This window comes from Euzebya rosea, from assembly GCF_003073135.1.
GTDB lineage: Bacteria > Actinomycetota > Nitriliruptoria > Euzebyales > Euzebyaceae > Euzebya > Euzebya rosea.
Genome location: NZ_PGDQ01000013.1, coordinates 170956 through 189875 on the forward strand (window position 1 = coordinate 170956; position 18920 = coordinate 189875).

Consider the following 18920-nt stretch of genomic DNA (forward strand, 5'->3'; position numbering starts at 1 on the left):
ATGACTCCCAACGCACTGGCGGATCGTTTCCGCGACGAGCTCGGCGAACGCGTGCTCGCTGCCGACGTCGCCCACGACCAGCTGACGGTCACCGTCGACCCCGAGGCCTACCCACAGGTCGCCCGGTTCTGCAAGCAGACCCTGGGCATGACCTTCTTCGACTTCCTCGGTGGGGTCGACGAACGCGAGGACGGCTTCAGCGTCGTGGTGCGCGTCTACAACCACATCACCCGCGACGGCGTGCTGCTGAAGACCATGGTCCCCGGCGGCCGTGACGAGCCCCGCGTGGCCACCCTCACCGACGTGTGGCGCGGTGCCGACTGGCACGAGCGCGAGGCCTACGACATGTTCGGCATCGTGTTCGAGGGCCACCCCGGCCTGCTGCCCCGCATCCTGACGGTGGAGAACTTCGAGGGCTGGCCCCTCCGCAAGGAGTTCCTGCTGACCTCCCGGGAGGTCAAGCCGTGGCCGGGCGCCAAGGAACCGGGCGGCGACGACGACGACGCCGACGCCAAGCCGAAGGCCGCCGCCCCCGCCCCCGGTGCCGACCCGGGCGACCGTGCTGCTGCCGCCAAGGCCAAGGCCGAGCGCGCCAAGGCCAAGGCCGCGGAGGCGCGGAAGCGGAAGGCCGAGCAGAAGGCTGCCGAGCAGGCCGGGGCAGCCCCCGCCGCCGACGCCGGCGAGCCCGAGGGGGCAGCGGAGATCGCCGACACCCCGGAGGCCAAGGACGCGGCCGCTGGTGCCGTCGACGGCGACACCGCCACACCGGCACCGGGTGACGCACCCGGCGCCGACGAACCCGTGATCGAACCCGAGCGCGAGGCAGAGGTCGCCGAGGGCGGCCCCGCCCAGGACAGCGGCACGCCCGGCGTGGAGGCCGAGGGCGTCCACGACCTCGAGGACTCCTCCGCGCGTCCCTCGGTCCACGACGACGAGAACCCCGACGAGAAGGGCAGCACCGATGAGTGAGACCCTGGCCCGACCCAACGCCCCGGTCATCCCCGGCGGTCCGCAGGAGGGCATGCTGGTGGAGTTCCGCGGAGCGGAGCTCGACACCACGTCGATGAACCTCAACGTGGGCCCCGCCCACCCGGCCACCCACGGTGTGCTCCGCCTGGTCATCGACCTCGACGGCGAGCAGATCAAGAAGGCCCAGCCGGTCATCGGGTACATGCACCGCGGCTTCGAGAAGCTCGCCGAGGCGCGTGACTACCGCCAGATCATCGCCCTGGTCAACCGCCACGACTGGCTGAGCGCGTTCTGCAACGAGCTCGGCGTCGCCATCGCGGTGGAGACCATGATGGAGCTGGAGGTCCCCGAACGGGCCCAGTGGATCCGCGTGATGATGGCGGAGTGGAACAGGATCCTCAACCACCTGCTGCTGCTGGGCTCCTACGCCCTGGAGCTCGGCGCGCTGACGCCGATGTTCTACACGGTCCGTGAGCGCGAGGACATCCAGAACATCCTCGAGGCCGCCACCGGCGGGCGCCTGCACTACACCTATACACGTGTGGGTGGCCTCAAGGAGGACCTGCCCCGCGGCTTCCTGCAGGCCAGCGCCGACATGGCCCAGCGCATGAAGGGCGCAATCCAGCAGTACGAGGACCTGCTGCTGGGCAACGAGATCTTCATCGCCCGCACCAAGAACGTCGGCATCCTGCCGCAGGACGTCGCGCTGGACTACGGCGTGAGCGGGTGCGCCCTGCACGCCACCGGCATCAACGAGGACGTCCGGGTCTCCCAGCCCTACGCCGCCTACGACAAGGTCGACGTCCACGTGCCGACCGGCACCAACGGCGACAGCTACGACCGCTTCTACTGCCTCATCGAGCGGATGAAGGCCAGCGTCGACATCATCGAGCAGGTCCTCGACAACATCCCGGCCGGCCCGGTCAACGTCAAGCTGCCCAAGATCGTGAAGGCCCCCGAGGGCGCCATCCACGTCCGCACCGAGAACCCCCTCGGCCAGGGCGGCTACTACCTGGTCAGCGACGGGCAGAAGACCCCGTGGCGCATGAAGATGCGCACGCCCTCGTTCTCCAACGTCCAGGCCATCCCGTACCTGCTCGAGGGCCAGCTCATGGCCGACATGATCGCCATCCTCGGCTCGGTGTTCTTCGTCGTCGGTGACGTCGATCGCTAGCGCGATCGCGATCGACACTGCCCGCTAGTCGGATCAGGAAACACACGTACTCATGGAATCAGTCCTCGCACTCGACAACTTCTGGCTTGCGCTTCTGCTGAAGCTGGCCGGTTGTGTCGTGTTCTTCCTGACCATCCCCTTGGTGGCTGGGTACCAGGAACACAAGGTCATGGCGTTCATGCAGAACCGCCTCGGGCCCATGGAAGCCGGCCCGTTCGGTGCCCTGCAGCTCGTCGCCGACGGCATCAAGTTCATCCAGAAGGAGGACATCCGCCCGGCCACGGCCGACAAGTGGGTGTTCAACCTGGCCCCGGGTGTCGTGCTGATCCCGACCCTCCTGATGATCGTCGTCATCCCCCTGTCGCCCGGCGGGTTCGCCGAGGCCCTCGACATCGGCATCTTCTTCGCCCTCGCGGTGTCCTCGGTGTCGGTCGTCGGTGTGATGATGGCCGCCTGGGGGTCGGCGTCGAAGTACTCCCTGATCGGTGGCCTGCGCGAAGCGGCCCAGCTGATCGCCTACGAGATCCCCCTGTTCCTGGCCGCCGCCGCCGTGGTGATGCAGGCCGGCACGATGTCCATGGTGGGCATCGTCGAGGCCCAGGCGAGCTACACCGCCTTCGGCATCCCCGTGCCCTACGCCGTGCCGCAGGTCATCGGGCTGTTCGTCTTCTCCTGCGCGGTGCTCGCCGAGCTGAACCGGCCGCCCTTCGACATGCCGATCGCCGACTCGGAGGTGATCGCGGGGCACATGACGGAGTACTCCGGCCTGCGCTTCGCCTTCTTCCTGCTGACCGAGTTCGCGGGCATGGTCGTCTTCAGCGCCTTCATCGTCGTGATGTACCTGGGTGGCTGGTACATCTGGCCGGGCGTTCCCATGCCCGACAACGAGGTGCTGGCCAACCTGCTCGGCACGGCCGTCACCCTCGGCAAGATCCTCCTCCTGGTCGGTGTGATGACGTGGCTGCGGTCCACCTATCCGCGTCTCCGCGAGGACCAGCTCCAGAAGTTCGCGTGGACCGTCATGATCCCCCTCGCAATCCTGCAGATCGTCGTCGTGGCGATCTTCAAGGTGGTCGCATAGCTGATGAGTACCCCCACCAAGCCCAAGCGCGGCGCACCACAGATCGGCCTGCTGAAGGGTCTCGGCGTCACGCTGAAGACCATGTTCACCAAGCCGACGACCGTGCAGTACCCCCACACCAAGCCCGACCTCCCGCCGCGTACCCGCGGTGTGATCGCGCTGATGGAGGAGAACTGCACCGTCTGCATGCTGTGCAGCCGCGAGTGCCCCGACTGGTGCATCTACATCGACTCCCACAAGGAGACGGTGCCGCCCAAGGACGGCGGACGTGCCCGGACGCGCAACATCCTCGACCGCTTCGCGATCGACTTCGCGCTGTGCATGTACTGCGGCATCTGCGTGGAGGTCTGCCCCTTCGACGCCCTGTTCTGGTCGCCGGAGTTCGAGTACTCCACGGTGACCATCCAGGAGCTGACCCACGAGAAGGAGCAGCTCCGCAAGTGGATGGACACCGTCCCGCCGCCGCCGGAGCTGGAGTACGGCGCCGAGCTGCCCAAGGAGATCCAGCAGGGCCTCGACGCGGCACGCAAGAAGGCCGCCACTGCTGCTGCTGCCGTCGCCAAGGCCGCACCCGCCGCGGGTGACGCCGGGCCGGCCGCCGAGGCCAAGCCCGAGGTGAAGAAGCGTCCCGAGGACGACATCCACGTCGAGGCCCAGATCGACCAGGCCGTCTTCGACAAGCTCGTCGCGGAGGGCAAGTCCGAGCGCGTCGCCCGGGCCAAGGCCAAGGCCGCGTACGTCCGTGCCGAGAAGAAGCGGATCCTCGCTGAACAGGGTGGCGCCGAAGGCGCCCAGGGGCAGCAGGGTTCCGACGGAGGCGATTCCTGATGGACCTGCAGCTCGCCGACTACTGGATGCTGCTGACCTTCATCCTCGGTGGCGCCGCCGCGCTGCTGGTGGTGGTCAGCAAGAACGTCGTCCACTCCGCGCTGTACCTCGTCATCGCGCTGCTGAGCGTGGCCGGCGTGTTCCTGCTGCTGGGCGCGGAGTTCCTCGCCTGGACCCAGGTGCTGGTCTACGCCGGCGCGGTGATCGTGCTGATCCTCTTCGGGCTCATGCTGACCCGTGCCCCCATCGGTCCGATCCGCGAGGACTCCGAGAACACGCGGCTTGCCTTCGGGGTCGCCGCGGCGCTCTTCGTGTTCATGATGGTCGTCATCGTCGGCAGCTTCGGCGACACCCGCCTGGAGCTGGTGCCGACGCTCACGATCGACCTGGCCAGCTTCCTCTACGTCGAGTGGGCCTTCCCGCTCCTGGCGCTCGGCTTCCTGCTGACCGTCGCCCTGGTCGGTGCGGTCATCATCGCCCGCCAGGAGGTCGGCGAGGGCCCCGACCCGGTCGACGGGGACTACATCGACCGTTCCGAGGTCCCGGCCGCCCGCGAGGGCGACAGCTGGGCCGAGCCGGGTGCCTTCGTGCGTGAGAGGCAGTCACCGGCTGCCATCAGCGGAAAGGCGGACTCCTAGTGCTTGCCGTGTTCCCCCTGGCCTTCGCGGCCCTGCTGTTCTGCCTGGGCGTCTACGGCGTCCTGGCCCGCCGCAACGCGGTGCTGGTGCTGATGAGCGTGGAGATGATGCTCGCCGCCGTCACCATCAACCTGGTCACCTTCGGCGCCTTCGGTGCCACCAACGGCGACCTGATCCTCACCGGCCAGATCTTCGCGCTGTTCGTCCTCGCGGTGGGTGCCGCCGAGGTCGGCATCGGCCTGGCCATCATCCTCCTGCTCTACCGCAACCGCGCCAGCGTCAACATCGACGACGCTGACCTGATGCGCTACTAGGAACTCCTGTTCTCATGATCTCTGACTACGCATGGTTGATCCCGGTGCTGCCGGCGATCTCGGCGGTCCTGACCCTGCTCTTCGGCAAGAAGATGAAGGGCAAGGGCGCCGAGTTCGGCATCACCGCGCTGGCCCTTGCCTTCGTCCTGTCGGTGCTGGTCGCCGTCGAGGTGTTCTCCGCCAACGTCCAGGCCGTCGCCGACCTCGAGGAGTACCACCACTCCGAGGAGGGTGACCACGCCGAGGACGAGGACCACGCCGAGGAGGGTGGAGCGACCGACGGCGAGCACGCCGAGGACGAGGAGCACGCCGACGAGGCAGAGCACACCGAGGAGACCTCGCTGCGCCAGGGCTCCCCGCTCGACGGCGTGATGGTCGCCGCAGCCGGCCTCGAGGGGCTTGACCTGGCCACCGAGGGGGGCGAGGCGATCGAGATCCCCGAGGGCATCCACAGCTTCGTCAACGAGGGATCGTTGTCGCTGGGCCAGCTCGGCGGCGACTTCGAGCTGGAGGCCGGACAGCGCATCGACGGCCTCGCCGCGATGATGTTCCTGCTGGTCACCTTCGTCAGCCTGATGGTGCACATCTACTCCACGGGCTACATGAAGGGCGAGCCCCGCTACACCTACTACTTCACGCTGCTCAGCCTGTTCACCATGTCGATGCTGATCATGGTGATCGCCAACAACATGCTGCAGCTGCTGGTCGGCTGGGAGCTGGTCGGCGTCTGCTCGTTCCTGCTGATCGGCTTCTACTGGGAGGGGCGCTCAAACCAGCACGCCGCCCAGAAGGCCTTCCTGACGACCAAGTTCGGCGACGTCGGCCTCATGGTCGGTGTGGTCTCGCTCTGGGCACAGTTCGGCACGTTCAACATCGGCGAGATGATCGACATGGCCACCCACGCCGAGCAGGCGGGGGGTGCGCCCCTCGAGACGGGCCTGCTGACCTTCGGCCTGATCTCGCTGTTCGTGGGTGCGATCGGCAAGTCCGCGCAGTTCCCCCTGCAGACCTGGCTGCCCGACGCCATGGCCGGTCCGACGCCCGTGTCGGCCCTGATCCACGCGGCCACCATGGTGACCGCCGGCATCTTCCTGGTCGCGCGGATCTATCCCGTCTACCAGCTCTCGCCCGCCGCCCTGACCGTCATCGCGGTCATCGGTGCCATCACGCTGTTCTCGATGGGCTTCCTCGCCCTGGTGCAGGACGACATCAAGCGCGTGCTGGCCTACTCCACGGTGTCGCAGCTGGGCTACATGGTCGCGGCGCTGGCCTTCAGCTACACGGCCGGCATCTTCCACCTCTTCACCCACGGGTTCTTCAAGGCCCTGCTGTTCCTCGCGTCCGGATCGGTCATCCACGCGGTCCACTCCAACGACATGGTCAACATGGGTGGCCTGCGCAAGTACATGCCCGCCACCTTCTGGACGTGGATCATCGGCACCCTGGCCCTGGCGGCGATCTTCCCGCTCGCCGGCTTCTGGTCCAAGGACGAGGTGCTCGCGGGCGCCTTCACCAAGATGGGCTACACCGGCAACCTCGTCTGGATCCTGGGCGCGCTCGGTGGCTTCGTGACCGCCTTCTACATGGCGCGCGCCACGACGATGACCTTCTTCGGTGACTACCGGGGCACGATCGACGACACCCACCCGGCGCCGCACGAGTCGCCGCGGTCCATGAAGTGGCCGCTGATCGCCCTGTCGGTCCCGGCGCTCGGCATCGGGTTCATCAACCTCCCGTTCGACTTCGCGCACTCGTGGGGCTTCGCGGCGTGGACCATGCCGTCCCTGGAGTACTTCGAGGGGCACCCGCCGCACTTCTACTGGAGCCTCGCGATCGGTTCCACGGTGCTCGGCCTCGCCGGCCTGGCTGCCGGGTACTTCATGTACCGGACCTACAAGGCACCGGCGGAGGACCCGTTCAACAACCTCGGGCTGGTCACCACCGTCCTCCAGCGCAAGTACTTCCTGGACGACCTGTACTCCGGCCTGATCATGACCACCATCCGCGACCGGATCAGCCCGGCCGTCTACTGGATCAACGACAACGTGATCGACCGGGTCGTGTACCTGGCCGGCATCGGCACCCGGAGCCTCGGCCGCGGCGTGTACCGGGTCGTGGACCAGAAGGTCATCGACGGCGCGGTCAACGGCGCCGGTACCGGCGCCAACTGGTCCGGTGGCCTGATCAAGTTCGCACAGTCAGGCAACGTGCAGTTCTATGCCGGCGCGATGTTCATCGGCGTCTTCGTCTTCGCAGTGCTGTTCGCAGCGGCTGCATAACCCACCGCAGCAGCAGCCTCTCAATACGCAGAAAGACTGAGTTCGAATCATGTTCTGGTCCGACTGGGCAATCACCCTCACCCTCTTCACGCCGCTGATCGGCGCGATCGCCATCGCGCTGATCCCCAGCAAGTCCGAGGAGTCCGCCAAGCCCGTTGCGCTTGTCGTCTCCGTCATCGGCTTCGCGCTGAGCCTGGGGATCCTCGCCGGGTACGACTTCGGGGCCTCGGGCCTGCAGTACGAGGTCAACATCCCCTGGATCGACGCGGTCGGCGCGCGGTACCACATCGGTATCGACGGGATCTCGCTGCCGCTGTTCGTGCTGAGCTACCTGCTGACGTTCCTGTGCAGCGTGTACGCCTACCACCACATCGAGGCGCCCGGGAAGCCCAAGGCCTTCCTCGCCCTGATGCTGCTGCTGCAGACGGGCATGGCCGGCACCTTCATCGCCTTCGACCTGATCCTGTTCTTCATCTTCTGGGAGCTGGTCCTGGTCCCGATGTACTTCATGATCGGCGTCTGGGGTGGCCCGCGTCGTGAGTACGCGGCGGTCAAGTTCTTCCTCTACACGCTGTTCGGCTCGGTCTTCATGCTGGTCGCCTTCCTGGCGCTGCGGTTCACCGGCAACACCTTCGACATCGTCGCCCTGTCCGAGCTCGGCCAGTCCGGCGCGTTCAGCGAGACCTTCCAGCGCCTGGCGTTCCTGGGCATCTTCCTCGGCTTCGCCATCAAGGTCCCGATGTGGCCGTTCCACACCTGGCTGCCGGACGCCCACACCGAGGCCCCCACCGTCGGATCGGTCCTGCTGGCCGGCATCCTGCTGAAGATGGGCACCTACGGGTTCGTGCGGATCGCCATCCCGATCCTCCCCGAGGGCGCGATCGACTTCGCGCCGATCATCGGTGTGCTCAGCGTCATCGCGATCATCTACGGGGCGCTCTGCTGCCTCGCGCAGACCGACCTGAAGCGCCTGATCGCCTTCTCCTCCGTCGGCCACATGGGCTTCGTGATGCTCGGCATCGCGACCCTGACCCCCGTCGGCATCAACGCGGCGATCTTCGGGATGATCGCCCACGGCGTCATCACCGGCATGCTCTTCTTCGTTGTCGGTTCGATGAAGGAGCGCTACCACACCCGTGACATCGCCGAGATCGGTGGTGGTGTGCTGCAGACGATGCCGAAGATGGCCGCGGTCTTCACCTTCGTGTCGATCGCCTCGCTGGGCCTTCCCGGCCTGGCCGGCTTCCCCGGCGAGTTCGGCGCCCTGCTGTCGGCCTTCCAGCCGGCGGCAGCCCTCGAGGCCGGCGGCCTGCTGACCCTCTACCGCGTCCTCATGGTCCTGGCGGCCTTCGGCACCGTGCTGACCGCCGGCTACTTCCTCTACATGCTGCAGCGCATCAACATGGGCTCCGCACCCAAGCGGTGGCTGGAGGCCGGCCTGGCCGACATCTCCGTCATCGAGTGGGGCACCTGGCTGCCCCTGCTGGCCATGACGCTGCTGCTGGGCGTCCTCCCGTTCCTCGTCTGGGGCATCACCACCCCCGACGTGAACGAGATCATGTCGTTCTTCAGCGGCTGACCTCGGTCAACGCCCCACACCTGCACCTCCCCACCGGAGCCCCTCGCACATGGATCTCGACCCGAAGCTGATCGACTGGGTGTCGCTGACACCGGAGCTGATCCTGCTCACCACCACGTTCGTGGTGCTGCTGACCGAGCCCTTCCTGCCGCGCAACAAGGTCTGGATCGTCAACCCGATCTCGATCATCGGTGTGCTCGGGTCGCTGGCCGCCGTCATCGGACTGGCCATCGACGGCACCGACCGCCGGTCGTTCGGCAACATGTTCGTCGTCGACAACTACGCGCTGCTGTTCAAGGGGTTCTTCCTGGCCGGTGGACTCCTGATCCTCCTGCTCAGCTGGCGGTACTTCCAGGAGATCCGCACCTACCAGGGTGAGTACTACTTCCTGCTGCTGGCCTCCTACGTCGGCATGCTGCTGATGCCGTCGGCGCGTGACCTCGTCATGGTCTTCATCGCGCTGGAGATCGTGTCGGTCCCCGGCTTCGTGATGGCGGGTCTGCGGAAGTTCGACCTGAAGTCCAACGAGGGTGCGCTGAAGTTCTTCCTCTTCGGGGTGCTGTCGGTGGCCGTCCTGCTGTTCGGCGCCTCGATCGTCTACGGCTTCACGGGGACCACAGACCTGGTCCTGCTGGGCGAGCGCCTCGGCGCCTTCGCCGGCGACCCGATGGTCCTGGCCGCGCTGCTGTTCGTGATCGTCGGCTTCGGCTTCAAGATCTCCGCGGTGCCGTTCCACTTCTGGGCCCCCGACACCTACGAGGGTGCACCGCTGCCGGTGACCGCCTTCCTGTCGGTGCTGTCCAAGGCCGCTGGTATGGCCGGCCTGCTGCAGGTCTGCTTCATCGCCTTCGAGCCGTTGGCCGACGTGTGGGCGCCGATCCTCGCGATCATCGCCATCGTCACGATGACGCTGGGCAACCTGACGGCGATGCAGCAGTCCAACATCGTCCGACTGCTGGCCTACTCCTCGGTGTCCACCGGTGGGTTCATCCTCGTCCCGTTCGGGATCGTCCAGACGGGCGCTGCCGACATCAACAGCCAGGCCTTCTCCGCGGTGATGGTCTACCTGCTCGTCTACTCGGTGATGAACATCGGGGCGTTCGCCGTGGTCACCGCGGTGGCCCGCACCCGCCCGGGCAAGCAGATCAGCGACTTCGCCGGGCTGGGCCTGACCCAGCCGGGGCTGGCCGTCCCGCTGACGTTGTTCCTGGTCGCCCTGACGGGCATCCCGCCGCTGGTCGGTTGGTACGCCAAGTTCGTCATCCTGCTGGCTGTCGCGCAGCCCCTCAACGCCATCGGTGTCGTGCTGGCCGCGGCGATCGTCGTCAACTCCGTGATCGGCGCCTTCTACTACCTGCGGGTCGCCCGCACCATGTGGATGGACGCCCCGCCGGAGGGTGCGGCGCGTGTCCGCCCCGGCGCCCCCCTGTGGGTCGCCATCGGTGGCCTCGCCGTGGCTGCCGTGGTCCTCGGCCTGCTGCCGCAGGCGTTCGCCGGGTTCGCCGAGATGTCGACGTTGGTCGCTGCCGGCAGCTAGCGGGCTGCGTGGTCGCCGAGAAACCGGGCGACGCGAAGGTCACTCTGCGTTAAGCTAGTGTTGTGTTCGTGTTCGCTGGGGTAGCGGTCGAGGTCGTCAACAGCGCGGCCGGCTCCAGCGAGCTGTTCGACGACGTCGTCCTGCTCGTCTCGACGCTCGACATCTTCAAGGCCGTGGCGGCCATCGCCGTCCTGATCGGGGTGGCCCACCGCCGGTTCGGGACGTTGCTGGACGACCGCTTGACCCTCGTGCGCGGCGGCGTGGGGCTGCTGGTCGCGACCATGGGTGTGCGGGTCTCACAGGAGTTCCTGCCCTTCCGAGCCCGGCCCCTGATGAACGACTCCCTGGACCTCGTCACCATCGGTGCGCTGGACGAGGGGTCGCTGGAGTCGCTCCGGACCTCCAGCAGCTTCCCGAGCGACCATGCGGCCCTCATGGCGGCGCTCGTGGTGCTGGTGTGGTGGATCGACCGACGTGCTGGCTGGTGGCTGCTCGGGTACAGCACGCTGTTCGTGCTGCTGCCGAGGGTCTACATGGGATTCCACTATCCAAGCGACATCCTCGTGGGTGCCATGGCAGGTGCGGCGATCACGGCCTTCTGCCTGTGGCTCCCGGTGCCGGCGAGCGCCAACGACCGGGCGCTGGGTTGGCTGCGGGCCCATCCCTCGCTGTCGCTGGCCATCGGCTTCGTCGCGGCGTACTCGGCGGCAACGCTCTTCTACGACGCCCGTGGACTCCTCGACCTCGTGCAGGACATCGCCACCGGGACCGCTGCCGAGGACGTCCGCACCGCTGGCGGGCCCCGCTAGCACTCGCGAGCCACACCGGTCCGGATCCCGGGGGACGCGGCTGCGGCACGGATTGACCCGAGCTTTACCACCCCGGGGTTTCCGGGGGACCGGTCCTGCATACGCTTGTGGACAGCCCCCGCACGGCGCGGGAGGCGCGTCCCCACAGGAGTGTGAGCACACGGTGTTCAAGTCCGTCAAGACCTTCGTCCTGCTGGCCGGCCTGTCCGGCCTGATGCTGGCCGTCGGGTCCTACTTCGGCGGTCAGGGGGGCCTGACGATCGCGCTGGTCCTCGCGCTGGCGATGAACGTCGGCTCCTACTGGTTCAGCGACAAGCTGGCCATCCGGATGGCCCGGGCCGTCCCGGCCGATCCCACCGCGTACCCGTGGTACCACCAGATGGTCGGTGACCTCGCTGCGCGTGCGGGCCAGCCGCTCCCCAGGCTCTTCGTGTCCCCGTCCCCACAGCCCAACGCCTTCGCGACCGGTCGCAACCCCACCAACGCGGCGGTCTGCGTCAACCAGGGGCTCATCGACATCCTCGACCGCGAGGAGATGGAGGGTGTCCTCGCCCACGAGCTGTCCCATGTCTACAACCGGGACATCCTCATCGGCTCGGTCGCAGCCACCCTGGCCACGGCGATCACGTTCATGGCCCGCTTCGGCCTGTTCTTCGGTCGTGGCGGTCGCGACCGAGAGGGTGGCGGCCTCGGCGCCGGCATCCTGACGATCTTCCTCGCCCCCATCGCCGCGATGTTGATCCAGTTCGCCGTGACCCGCAGCCGCGAGACCCAGGCCGACACCTCCGGTGCCGAGCTGACCGGCAAGCCGCTGGCGCTGGCGAGCGCCCTGCAGAAGCTCGACGCCGGTGGCCGTGCCCGCGCACGGCTCGGTGGCACGCCTGCCGAGGCGTCGTCGGCCTTCCAGTCCCTCTACATCTCCGCCCCCTTCGGCGGCATGGGCGGCATGGGTGGGCTGTTCCGCACCCACCCGAAGACGGAGGACCGCGTCGCGAACCTCCACCAGATCGCCCAGCGGATGGGCCAGGTCGGCTGATCCGGCCCCATCACCGGTCCCCGGACACGACTACGCCCCGCTCCTTCGTGGAGCGGGGCGTCTGCGTTTCCTCTGTGCGGAGCCCGTGGGCCCGGCGTTGACTGCGTGGTCCGCGGTCGGCGTCCCGCGGGAGTGTTCCCTCTCTAGCGGGCGGCGTTGCGCATGGCCATGCGCGCCTGGAACAGCTCGTGGGACGACCGGGACAACGTCGCGAGGTCGGCCTTGGAGGCGCGGAGGTCCTCGTGGGTCCGGAACTTCTGCAAGAGGTTGGAGAACGCGGCGTCGAACATGGGGTTGGTCATCACAGCTCACCTCCCGGTGAGGGTTGGGTTTCGGCTTCTTGTTCTTGCTGGAACAAGCGTACTCAGCCGTTCATTCCCAAGCGATGACGCACATGGCCTGTTGATCATGGCCATTGGGGCTGGTCCGAACGGACCAATCGAAGGTGAACGCTACTTGTAGTTCGTGAACCGAAGGGGAAGGTCCTGATCGTTGTTGCGCAGCAGGGCCTGGACCTCCTGCAGGGCGTCGCGGGACTTGCTGCTCACCCGGATCTGCTCGTCCTGCATCGACGGGGTCACCTTCAGCTTCGACGCCTTGATCAGCTTGACCATCTCCTTGGCCTTGTCCTTGGGGATGCCGCTCACCAAGGAGATCTCCAGCCGGTACATGCCGCCCGAGCCCGGCTTGACCTCACCCACGTCCAGGGCCTTCTGGCTGAGCTTGCGCTTGACCATCCGCGTCTTGAGCACGTCGAGCGCGGCCTCGACCCGCTCCTCGCTGTTGGCTTCGATCAGGATGTCCTCGCCGGACCATCGGATGCTGGCGCCCGTCCCCTTGAAGTCGAAGCGCTGCGCGAGCTCCTTGCTGGTCTGGTTCAGCGCGTTGTCGACCTCCTGGCGGTCGACCTCGGCCACTACGTCAAAGCTGGAATCTGCCATGGCCACAGCGTAGTCCGCGGACCGGCCGGGTGGACCATGCACGTCGAACACCGTCGGGGTGCGGCGACGTGGGTGCGATGGCGTGGGTGTGCGAAGGCCGTGGGGAGGGTGCTACCCTTCTCGACTCCCGGTGGGTTGCCCGAGTGGCCAAAGGGAGCGGACTGTAATTCCGTCGGCTTAGCCTACGCAGGTTCAAATCCTGCACCCACCACGGACCGAACGCCCCCTCGACCACGAGGGGGCGTTCGACGTTCCCGAGGGTCCGTTCGCACCCGCCCGACCTCACGTGGATCGCCTACTCGATGGCCGCCACGACACGGCTGTGACTGTGGGACAGGTGGCGTAGTTGCACGAGGGCGCTCGAGGGCCGATACTCTCCACCTCCCGTGAGGAACGGAATCACGTCCCTCCACGCCCCCCTAGCTCAGTCGGCAGAGCGCTTCCATGGTAAGGAAGAGGTCAACGGTTCGATTCCGTTGGGGGGCTCACATCACGACCCAGAGCCATCACAGGCTCGGACAACGACGCTTCCCCGGCGTCGACATACAGACCATCGTGCCCCTCAGGGGGCCGACACGGCGGCGTAGCTCAGGGGTTAGAGCACTCGGCTCATAATCGAGGTGTCGGTGGTTCAAGTCCACCCGCCGCTACGACTCCCTCCGGCGGCTCCCGCCGGAGGGTGTGCCCACGACCAGTCGTGGCATCCATCCGAGTCCCCGCCAAGCGGGGCGAATCCGAGCGGCCAGCTCAGGGGCCGCGTCCTCCCGCACAACAGGAGCCTGGAGACATGGCTAAGGCAACGTTCGAGCGCACCAAGCCGCACATGAACATCGGCACGATCGGTCACGTCGACCATGGCAAGACCACGTTGACGGCGGCGATCACGACGGTGTTGGCCAAGAACAACCCGAACGTGACGGCGTCGGCGTTCGACATGATCGACAAGGCTCCGGAGGAGCGTGAGCGTGGTATCACGATCAACGTTTCTCATGTGGAGTACGAGACGGAGAAGCGTCACTACGCGCATGTGGATGCGCCGGGTCACGCGGACTACGTCAAGAACATGATCACGGGTGCGGCCCAGATGGATGGGGCGATCCTGGTGGTGTCGGCTGCTGATGGTCCGATGCCGCAGACGCGTGAGCACGTGCTGCTTGCCCGTCAGGTGGGTGTGCCGAACCTGGTGGTGGCGCTGAACAAGGTCGACATGGTCGATGACGAGGAGCTGCTGGAGCTGGTGGAGCTTGAGGTTCGTGAGCTGCTGTCCTCCTATGAGTTCGATGGTGATGAGTGCCCGGTCATCCCGGTGTCGGCGCTGAAGGCGCTGGAGGGTGATGAGGCGTGGGAGCAGAACATCCTTGACCTGATGCAGGCGGTGGATGACTTCTTCCCCGACCCCGAGCGTGACCTGGACAAGCCGTTCCTGATGCCGATCGAGGACGTGTTCTCCATCACGGGTCGTGGGACTGTGGTGACTGGTCGTATCGAGGGTGGTGTGGTCACGGTTGGTGACACCATCGAGATCGTCGGGTTGAAGGACACGACGTCGACGACGGTCACGGGTGTGGAGATGTTCCGCAAGCTGTTGAACCGTGGTGAGGCTGGCGACAACGTTGGTGTGTTGCTGCGTGGGACGAAGAAGGACGAGGTGGAGCGCGGGCAGGTGCTGGCGGCGCCGAAGTCGATCACGCCGCACACCAAGTTCGAGGCGCAGGTCTACATCCTGTCCAAGGACGAGGGTGGGCGTCACACGCCGTTCTTCAACAACTATCGTCCCCAGTTCTACTTCCGGACCACGGATGTGACTGGTGCGGTGGAGCTGCCTGGTGGGACCGAGATGGTGATGCCGGGTGACAACACCGAGATGACGGTTGAGCTGATCCAGCCCATCGCGATGGACGAGGGTCTGCGGTTTGCCATCCGTGAGGGTGGTCGGACCGTGGGTGCTGGCCGCGTCGTCAAGATCATCGAGTAACCAACAGGTTCACCTGGAACCGGGCGGGCGTCCCCATCGGACGCCCGCCCGCTTCCGTTTTCGGTGCGCCCAGCCGACGCACCGGGCCTCACGTCCCCGGGTCCGTGATCGTCACGGTGCCGAAGGACACGTCGGCGTGGTGGGCGATCAGGGCGACGCTGCCCGACAGGTGCCCGTTGCTCGTGGTCAGCTCCACCTGCCAGGGCGGTTCGGGTTCGCCCTCGGGCCACACCGAGTACTGGTAGGTGGTCTCCACGCCGACGGTGACTGCCCGGGCGTGCATCACGTATGGCGTCCCGAACTCGAGCGGCACGTACGTGCGATCCACCGGCGAGCCGCCACTCGCGTACAGCTCGACCCGGCCACCGTTCTGCCAGCGGTACCAGGTGTAGGCGCCGATGGGCCAGAAGCCGATGCTGGGCTGCTCGCCGGACTCGTTGCTGTGTCCCCGCCAGCGCAGTCCGAGGCCGACCAGCGGCGCACCGCTCTGCGGGGTCCCGCTGTCGGGCCCCAACCCGTGCACGACGAACGGGACGACGACGTCCATGTTGGTCCAGGTCAGGTCGCCCACCGCGACCACCCGGTCGTAGCCGAGCTGGCTGGTCCGCAGCGCGCCGCTGGCCGTCGACCACAGGCCGTCGACGACATGTCCGACCGCGCCGATCGCCCCTGCCGTGTCCCAGTCGACGACGAACGGCATCGGTGCCGTTCCGGCGACACGATCGATGACCACCGATCGCGTCGAGGTGTTGCCGAGGCTGTCGGTCGCGGTCAGGACCACGGTGTGCTCGCCCGGGGGCAGGAGGGTGTTGTCGATCTCCACGTTGAAGTCGCCGGGGAACTGCAGCCGCCGCAGGTCGGGACCGAGCGACAACGGCTGGCTCGGCCCGCCGTCCAGGGTGTAGGTCAACGAGGCGACCCCGTCGGGATCGGTGACGTTGCCCAGCACCTCGGTCCAGACCGACGTGGTCCCCGACGCCCCGACCTCCTGGTGGTCGCCGTACCAGACGGCGATGGACGGTCCGGCACCCCCTCCCGGTCCGCCGCCGCCTCCACCGCTGGTCGTGAACGTCGCCTCGGCGGTCGTCGCGTGGTTGCCTGCCGCGTCCCGCCCGCTGACGGTGTAGCGGTACGTGGTGCCAGCGGTCAGGCCGTCGATGTCGAGCAGGTGATCGGTGACCAGCGCGCCGTCCGTGGCCGTCCCGTCGGCCCCGGGGGCGGCCACACCCCACTCGACGACGCCGGAGGCCGGCTCGTCGGTCGTCCACACGATGGTTGCGGTGGTCTCGCCCACCGTGACGTCGACGTCGACCATGGCCGGCGGGACCTGATCGCCGCTGGCCGGGCCGCCGCGCACCTCGGCCGGGCCGGTGGTGCCATCGATCGTGGCCCGGGCCGCGTCGATGGCCGCCCCGGGGTCGCCGTCGACCAGCCCGACGGACACCACCCAGCCCGAACCGGACAGGTGGCGAGCGAGGTTCTCGCGCCCCAGTCCGAGGACGGTCATGACCTCGTCCATGGCCCGGTAGGAGTCCACCGTGGTGTCGTCGGCGTGCGCAGCCACGAACAACGACCGGCCGGTGGGACCGTCGGTGACCACGACGTGCTCGTCCCCGGCCAGGTCCTCCGTCCAGGCCTCGTGCGCGGGGGTCACGACCCCACCCGGCCGGGTGACGGTGTCCAGCGTCGGGTCGAGGACGCCGCCCGGGGTCCCCTCGTAGAGGAACCAGTACCTCGAGGGAGCCGTCAGGACCTCCATCGTCGCGTGCGTGGGGGTGATGTCCCATCGCACCGCCCATCCGTCGCTGGTGGTGGTCTCCAGTGTTGCCCGGAGCGGCCCCGCACCCGACACGACGGTCGTGGCGTTGGTCGCCCCGGGTCGCAGGCTGCCGGCCGGGTAGACGAGGTTCGGGATCCCCCGGTACTCGCCCAGCGCACCGGGTGCGGTGCTCCAGCTGATCCAGTCGTTGCCGGCGACGTCCACGAGGTTGGCGAAGGCGCCTCCGTCCATCTGGTAGGTCCACTCCCCAGCCGGGGTCGCGGTCCTGGCTACGGGGTGCCCCTGCGCCGTGTCGCCCTGGACCGTGACCTGCGGGGCCACGTCCTGCGGGGACAGTCCGCTGTCGCCGGTGGTGACGTACAGGTCGAACGACCTGGACGTGCCGGCCGCGGTCACGCCACCCAGCCGAACCACCAGCTCGCCCGCCGCCGGACCGTCCCGTTCGTCCAGCTGGAAGTCCACGGCGTCGTCGATCACCACCCCCGCCGCGTCGACCTCGACCAGGCGCAGCCCGTCGACGTCGACGTCGGTGTCGGTCGCCCCGGCCGCTGCCAGCGCTGCCGGGAGGTCCACGTCGAACACGACGAGCGCGCCGTCCACCGCGTCCGCCGGCGTTGCCGTCAACGTCACGCGGTGGTCGTGGGCATCGCTCCACCAGGTCGGGGCGTCCTGGCCGATGTGCAGGACCGCGGGGTCGCTGTCGACCGTGCCGTGGGTGTTCGTCGCCCTGGCCACGAACGTCGAACCGTCCTGCTCGAGCTCGGCAGCCAGCTGCAGGGTTGCCGACGTCGCCCCGTGGATGGGCACGCCGTTGCGGAGCCACTGGATCGACGGTTCGGGTGTCCCGCTGACCCCAACCGCGAAGCTGGCGGTGCCGTCCGGGCCGACGAGCGTGTCCTCGGGCTGGTCGGTGATCGCGGGTTCGGGTCCCGGGCCGGGGTCGGGGTCGGGGTCCGGATTCGGCTGGTCGTCCCACGGCTGACCGTCCTCGGTCGCCAACGGGGCGTCCAGGTTCATCACGTAGTCGACCTCCGCGACGAAGGCCGGGTTGGGGGTGTGGTTGGCGACGAACGGGCCGAGCCGGGTCATCGCGATCGGATGGTCGAACACGCCGGCGCCGTGGAACGTCGTGCCGTCGTCGGACCACTCCACGGTCCACGTGTCGCCGGCACGGTCGACCCTGAGGGCGACAGGACCGCTCGCGGTGATGGTCGTGGCCAGCTCGGTGGTCGTCCTGCCGTCGACGGTGCTGCCGGCGTACACCCGCAGCCGGCTGCCGACGTGGACGAAGTCGATTCGCAGCCAGTTGTCGTCGTCCTCGACGACCATCAACCCCTGCATCTGGTACCGCTCGACCGGCACACCGAGGAAGCCGACCTGGACGAAGACGTCGATGTCGGCGACCGGCTGAAGGAGCTGCAGCGCCCGGTTGGTCCTCCACGGGTCGTGGGAGGTCCCCGCCGGCACCGACAGGTCGATCGAGGCCTGTTCGGTCCCCTGGCCGGACACCCCGACGGTGCCGTCGCCGACCGGATCCACCTCGACCCAGCGGTCGGTGTCCCAGCCCGCGGAGAAGTCGTCTGACTCGAGGGAATGGGTGGGCAGCTCGGCGAACGTGGCGACCAGGGTGGTGTCGTCCTCCACGACGAACTGCAGCGGGTTGTCGGTGCTGGTGATGTCCCCGGACCAGCCGTCGAAGGTCCAGCCGGCGTCGGGGTGGGCCGAGAGGGTGACGAGGGTGCCGTCGGGATGGCCCGGCCCCTCGGGGTCACTCGTCACGCTGCCGGCACCGACCACGTCGACCTGCACGGTGTGGTCGGTGGGCGGTGGGGGTGTGGGGTCCCCGTCCTCGTCGGTGAGGGGGTCGTTGGCGTTCTGGATCCAGTCGACCGACGCGGTGTGGGCGGGGTTGGGGGTGTGGTTGGCGGCGAACGGCCCGACCGTGGTGGCGGTCAGGATGTGCTCGAAGCTGCCGATGGT

Annotated in this window: 14 protein-coding genes, 3 tRNA genes and 1 pseudogene; 15 read left to right on the forward strand and 3 right to left on the reverse strand. The window is 67.8% G+C overall.

Annotated elements, in window-relative coordinates:
* The 11 genes and pseudogenes from CUC05_RS17595 (at position 1) to CUC05_RS17645 (ending at position 12244) form a co-directional block, all read left to right on the forward strand.
* Positions 1-969, forward strand: a complete 969-nt coding sequence (locus CUC05_RS17595) for an NADH-quinone oxidoreductase subunit C (protein ID WP_108667434.1) — start codon at positions 1-3, stop codon at positions 967-969.
* Positions 962-2143, forward strand: a complete 1182-nt coding sequence (locus tag CUC05_RS17600) for an NADH-quinone oxidoreductase subunit D (RefSeq protein WP_240606275.1) — start codon at positions 962-964, stop codon at positions 2141-2143. The genes CUC05_RS17595 and CUC05_RS17600 overlap by 8 nt, the downstream gene beginning before the upstream one ends.
* A gap of 52 nt (positions 2144-2195) precedes the next feature.
* Positions 2196-3224, forward strand: coding sequence for a complex I subunit 1/NuoH family protein (locus CUC05_RS17605; RefSeq protein ID WP_108667435.1), 1029 nt, complete (start codon positions 2196-2198; stop codon positions 3222-3224).
* A 3-nt stretch (positions 3225-3227) separates the two neighbouring features.
* Positions 3228-3836 (forward strand): annotated as a pseudogene (locus CUC05_RS17610) (NuoI/complex I 23 kDa subunit family protein); the annotation flags it as partial.
* A gap of 215 nt (positions 3837-4051) precedes the next feature.
* The gene (locus CUC05_RS17615; RefSeq protein ID WP_108667437.1) at positions 4052-4690 is read left to right on the forward strand and encodes an NADH-quinone oxidoreductase subunit J family protein; all 639 of its coding nucleotides are present in this window, start codon (positions 4052-4054) and stop codon (positions 4688-4690) included.
* On the forward strand, positions 4690-5004 hold the full coding sequence (nuoK, locus tag CUC05_RS17620; protein ID WP_108667438.1) for an NADH-quinone oxidoreductase subunit NuoK: 315 nt from the start codon (positions 4690-4692) through the stop codon (positions 5002-5004). Before CUC05_RS17615 ends, nuoK begins: the two co-directional genes overlap by 1 nt.
* Before the next feature lie 14 nt (positions 5005-5018).
* Complete coding sequence (nuoL, locus tag CUC05_RS17625) at positions 5019-7283, forward strand: NADH-quinone oxidoreductase subunit L (RefSeq protein ID WP_108667439.1); 2265 nt, start codon at positions 5019-5021, stop codon at positions 7281-7283.
* A 49-nt stretch (positions 7284-7332) separates the two neighbouring features.
* The gene (locus CUC05_RS17630) at positions 7333-8862 is read left to right on the forward strand and encodes a complex I subunit 4 family protein (protein WP_108667440.1); all 1530 of its coding nucleotides are present in this window, start codon (positions 7333-7335) and stop codon (positions 8860-8862) included.
* 49 nt (positions 8863-8911) lie between these two features.
* Positions 8912-10399 carry an NADH-quinone oxidoreductase subunit N gene (locus CUC05_RS17635; RefSeq protein ID WP_108667441.1) on the forward strand — a complete coding sequence of 496 codons (1488 nt, stop codon included), beginning with the start codon at positions 8912-8914 and terminating at the stop codon, positions 10397-10399.
* Positions 10400-10467: 68 nt separating this feature from the next.
* On the forward strand, positions 10468-11208 hold the full coding sequence (locus CUC05_RS17640) for a phosphatase PAP2 family protein (RefSeq protein WP_157965702.1): 741 nt from the start codon (positions 10468-10470) through the stop codon (positions 11206-11208).
* Positions 11209-11422: 214 nt separating this feature from the next.
* Complete coding sequence (locus CUC05_RS17645; protein ID WP_108667457.1) at positions 11423-12244, forward strand: M48 family metalloprotease; 822 nt, start codon at positions 11423-11425, stop codon at positions 12242-12244.
* A gap of 143 nt (positions 12245-12387) precedes the next feature.
* Here the strand turns inward: CUC05_RS17645 and CUC05_RS24820 are convergent, their stop codons facing one another.
* A complete protein-coding gene (locus CUC05_RS24820; RefSeq protein WP_157965703.1) occupies positions 12388-12546 on the reverse strand; it encodes a hypothetical protein in 159 nt (52 codons plus the stop codon).
* A 150-nt stretch (positions 12547-12696) separates the two neighbouring features.
* A complete protein-coding gene (locus tag CUC05_RS17650; protein ID WP_108667458.1) occupies positions 12697-13185 on the reverse strand; it encodes a YajQ family cyclic di-GMP-binding protein in 489 nt (162 codons plus the stop codon).
* Positions 13186-13314: 129 nt separating this feature from the next.
* Between CUC05_RS17650 and CUC05_RS17655 the strand changes: the two genes are divergently transcribed.
* The 4 genes from CUC05_RS17655 (at position 13315) to tuf (ending at position 15160) form a co-directional block, all read left to right on the forward strand.
* Positions 13315-13396: transfer RNA gene (locus CUC05_RS17655), tRNA-Tyr, on the forward strand.
* Positions 13397-13598: 202 nt separating this feature from the next.
* Positions 13599-13671 (forward strand) — tRNA-Thr (locus CUC05_RS17660).
* A gap of 91 nt (positions 13672-13762) precedes the next feature.
* A tRNA-Met gene (locus tag CUC05_RS17665) sits at positions 13763-13835 on the forward strand.
* A 137-nt stretch (positions 13836-13972) separates the two neighbouring features.
* Entirely contained in the window at positions 13973-15160 is a 1188-nt protein-coding gene (gene tuf, locus CUC05_RS17670) for an elongation factor Tu (RefSeq protein WP_108665830.1), read from the forward strand.
* A gap of 88 nt (positions 15161-15248) precedes the next feature.
* Here tuf and CUC05_RS17675 read toward each other — a convergent pair.
* Positions 15249-18920, reverse strand: a 3672-nt coding sequence (locus tag CUC05_RS17675) for an InlB B-repeat-containing protein (RefSeq protein WP_205712410.1), incomplete at its 5' end; no start/stop codon positions are given.

What these genes read in the sequence shown, in the direction of transcription:
- tuf (WP_108665830.1), top strand. Translation starts at nt 13,973, where the DNA reads ATGGCTAAGGCAACGTTCGAGCGCACCAAGCCGCACATGAACATCGGC.
- CUC05_RS24820 (WP_157965703.1), bottom strand. Translation starts at nt 12,546, where the DNA reads ATGACCAACCCCATGTTCGACGCCGCGTTCTCCAACCTCTTGCAGAAG.
- CUC05_RS17600 (WP_240606275.1), top strand. Translation starts at nt 962, where the DNA reads ATGAGTGAGACCCTGGCCCGACCCAACGCCCCGGTCATCCCCGGCGGT.
- CUC05_RS17605 (WP_108667435.1), top strand. Translation starts at nt 2,196, where the DNA reads ATGGAATCAGTCCTCGCACTCGACAACTTCTGGCTTGCGCTTCTGCTG.
- CUC05_RS17645 (WP_108667457.1), top strand. Translation starts at nt 11,423, where the DNA reads ATGCTGGCCGTCGGGTCCTACTTCGGCGGTCAGGGGGGCCTGACGATC.
- CUC05_RS17630 (WP_108667440.1), top strand. Translation starts at nt 7,333, where the DNA reads ATGTTCTGGTCCGACTGGGCAATCACCCTCACCCTCTTCACGCCGCTG.
- CUC05_RS17650 (WP_108667458.1), bottom strand. Translation starts at nt 13,185, where the DNA reads ATGGCAGATTCCAGCTTTGACGTAGTGGCCGAGGTCGACCGCCAGGAG.
- CUC05_RS17615 (WP_108667437.1), top strand. Translation starts at nt 4,052, where the DNA reads ATGGACCTGCAGCTCGCCGACTACTGGATGCTGCTGACCTTCATCCTC.
- CUC05_RS17595 (WP_108667434.1), top strand. Translation starts at nt 1, where the DNA reads ATGACTCCCAACGCACTGGCGGATCGTTTCCGCGACGAGCTCGGCGAA.
- CUC05_RS17635 (WP_108667441.1), top strand. Translation starts at nt 8,912, where the DNA reads ATGGATCTCGACCCGAAGCTGATCGACTGGGTGTCGCTGACACCGGAG.
- nuoL (WP_108667439.1), top strand. Translation starts at nt 5,019, where the DNA reads ATGATCTCTGACTACGCATGGTTGATCCCGGTGCTGCCGGCGATCTCG.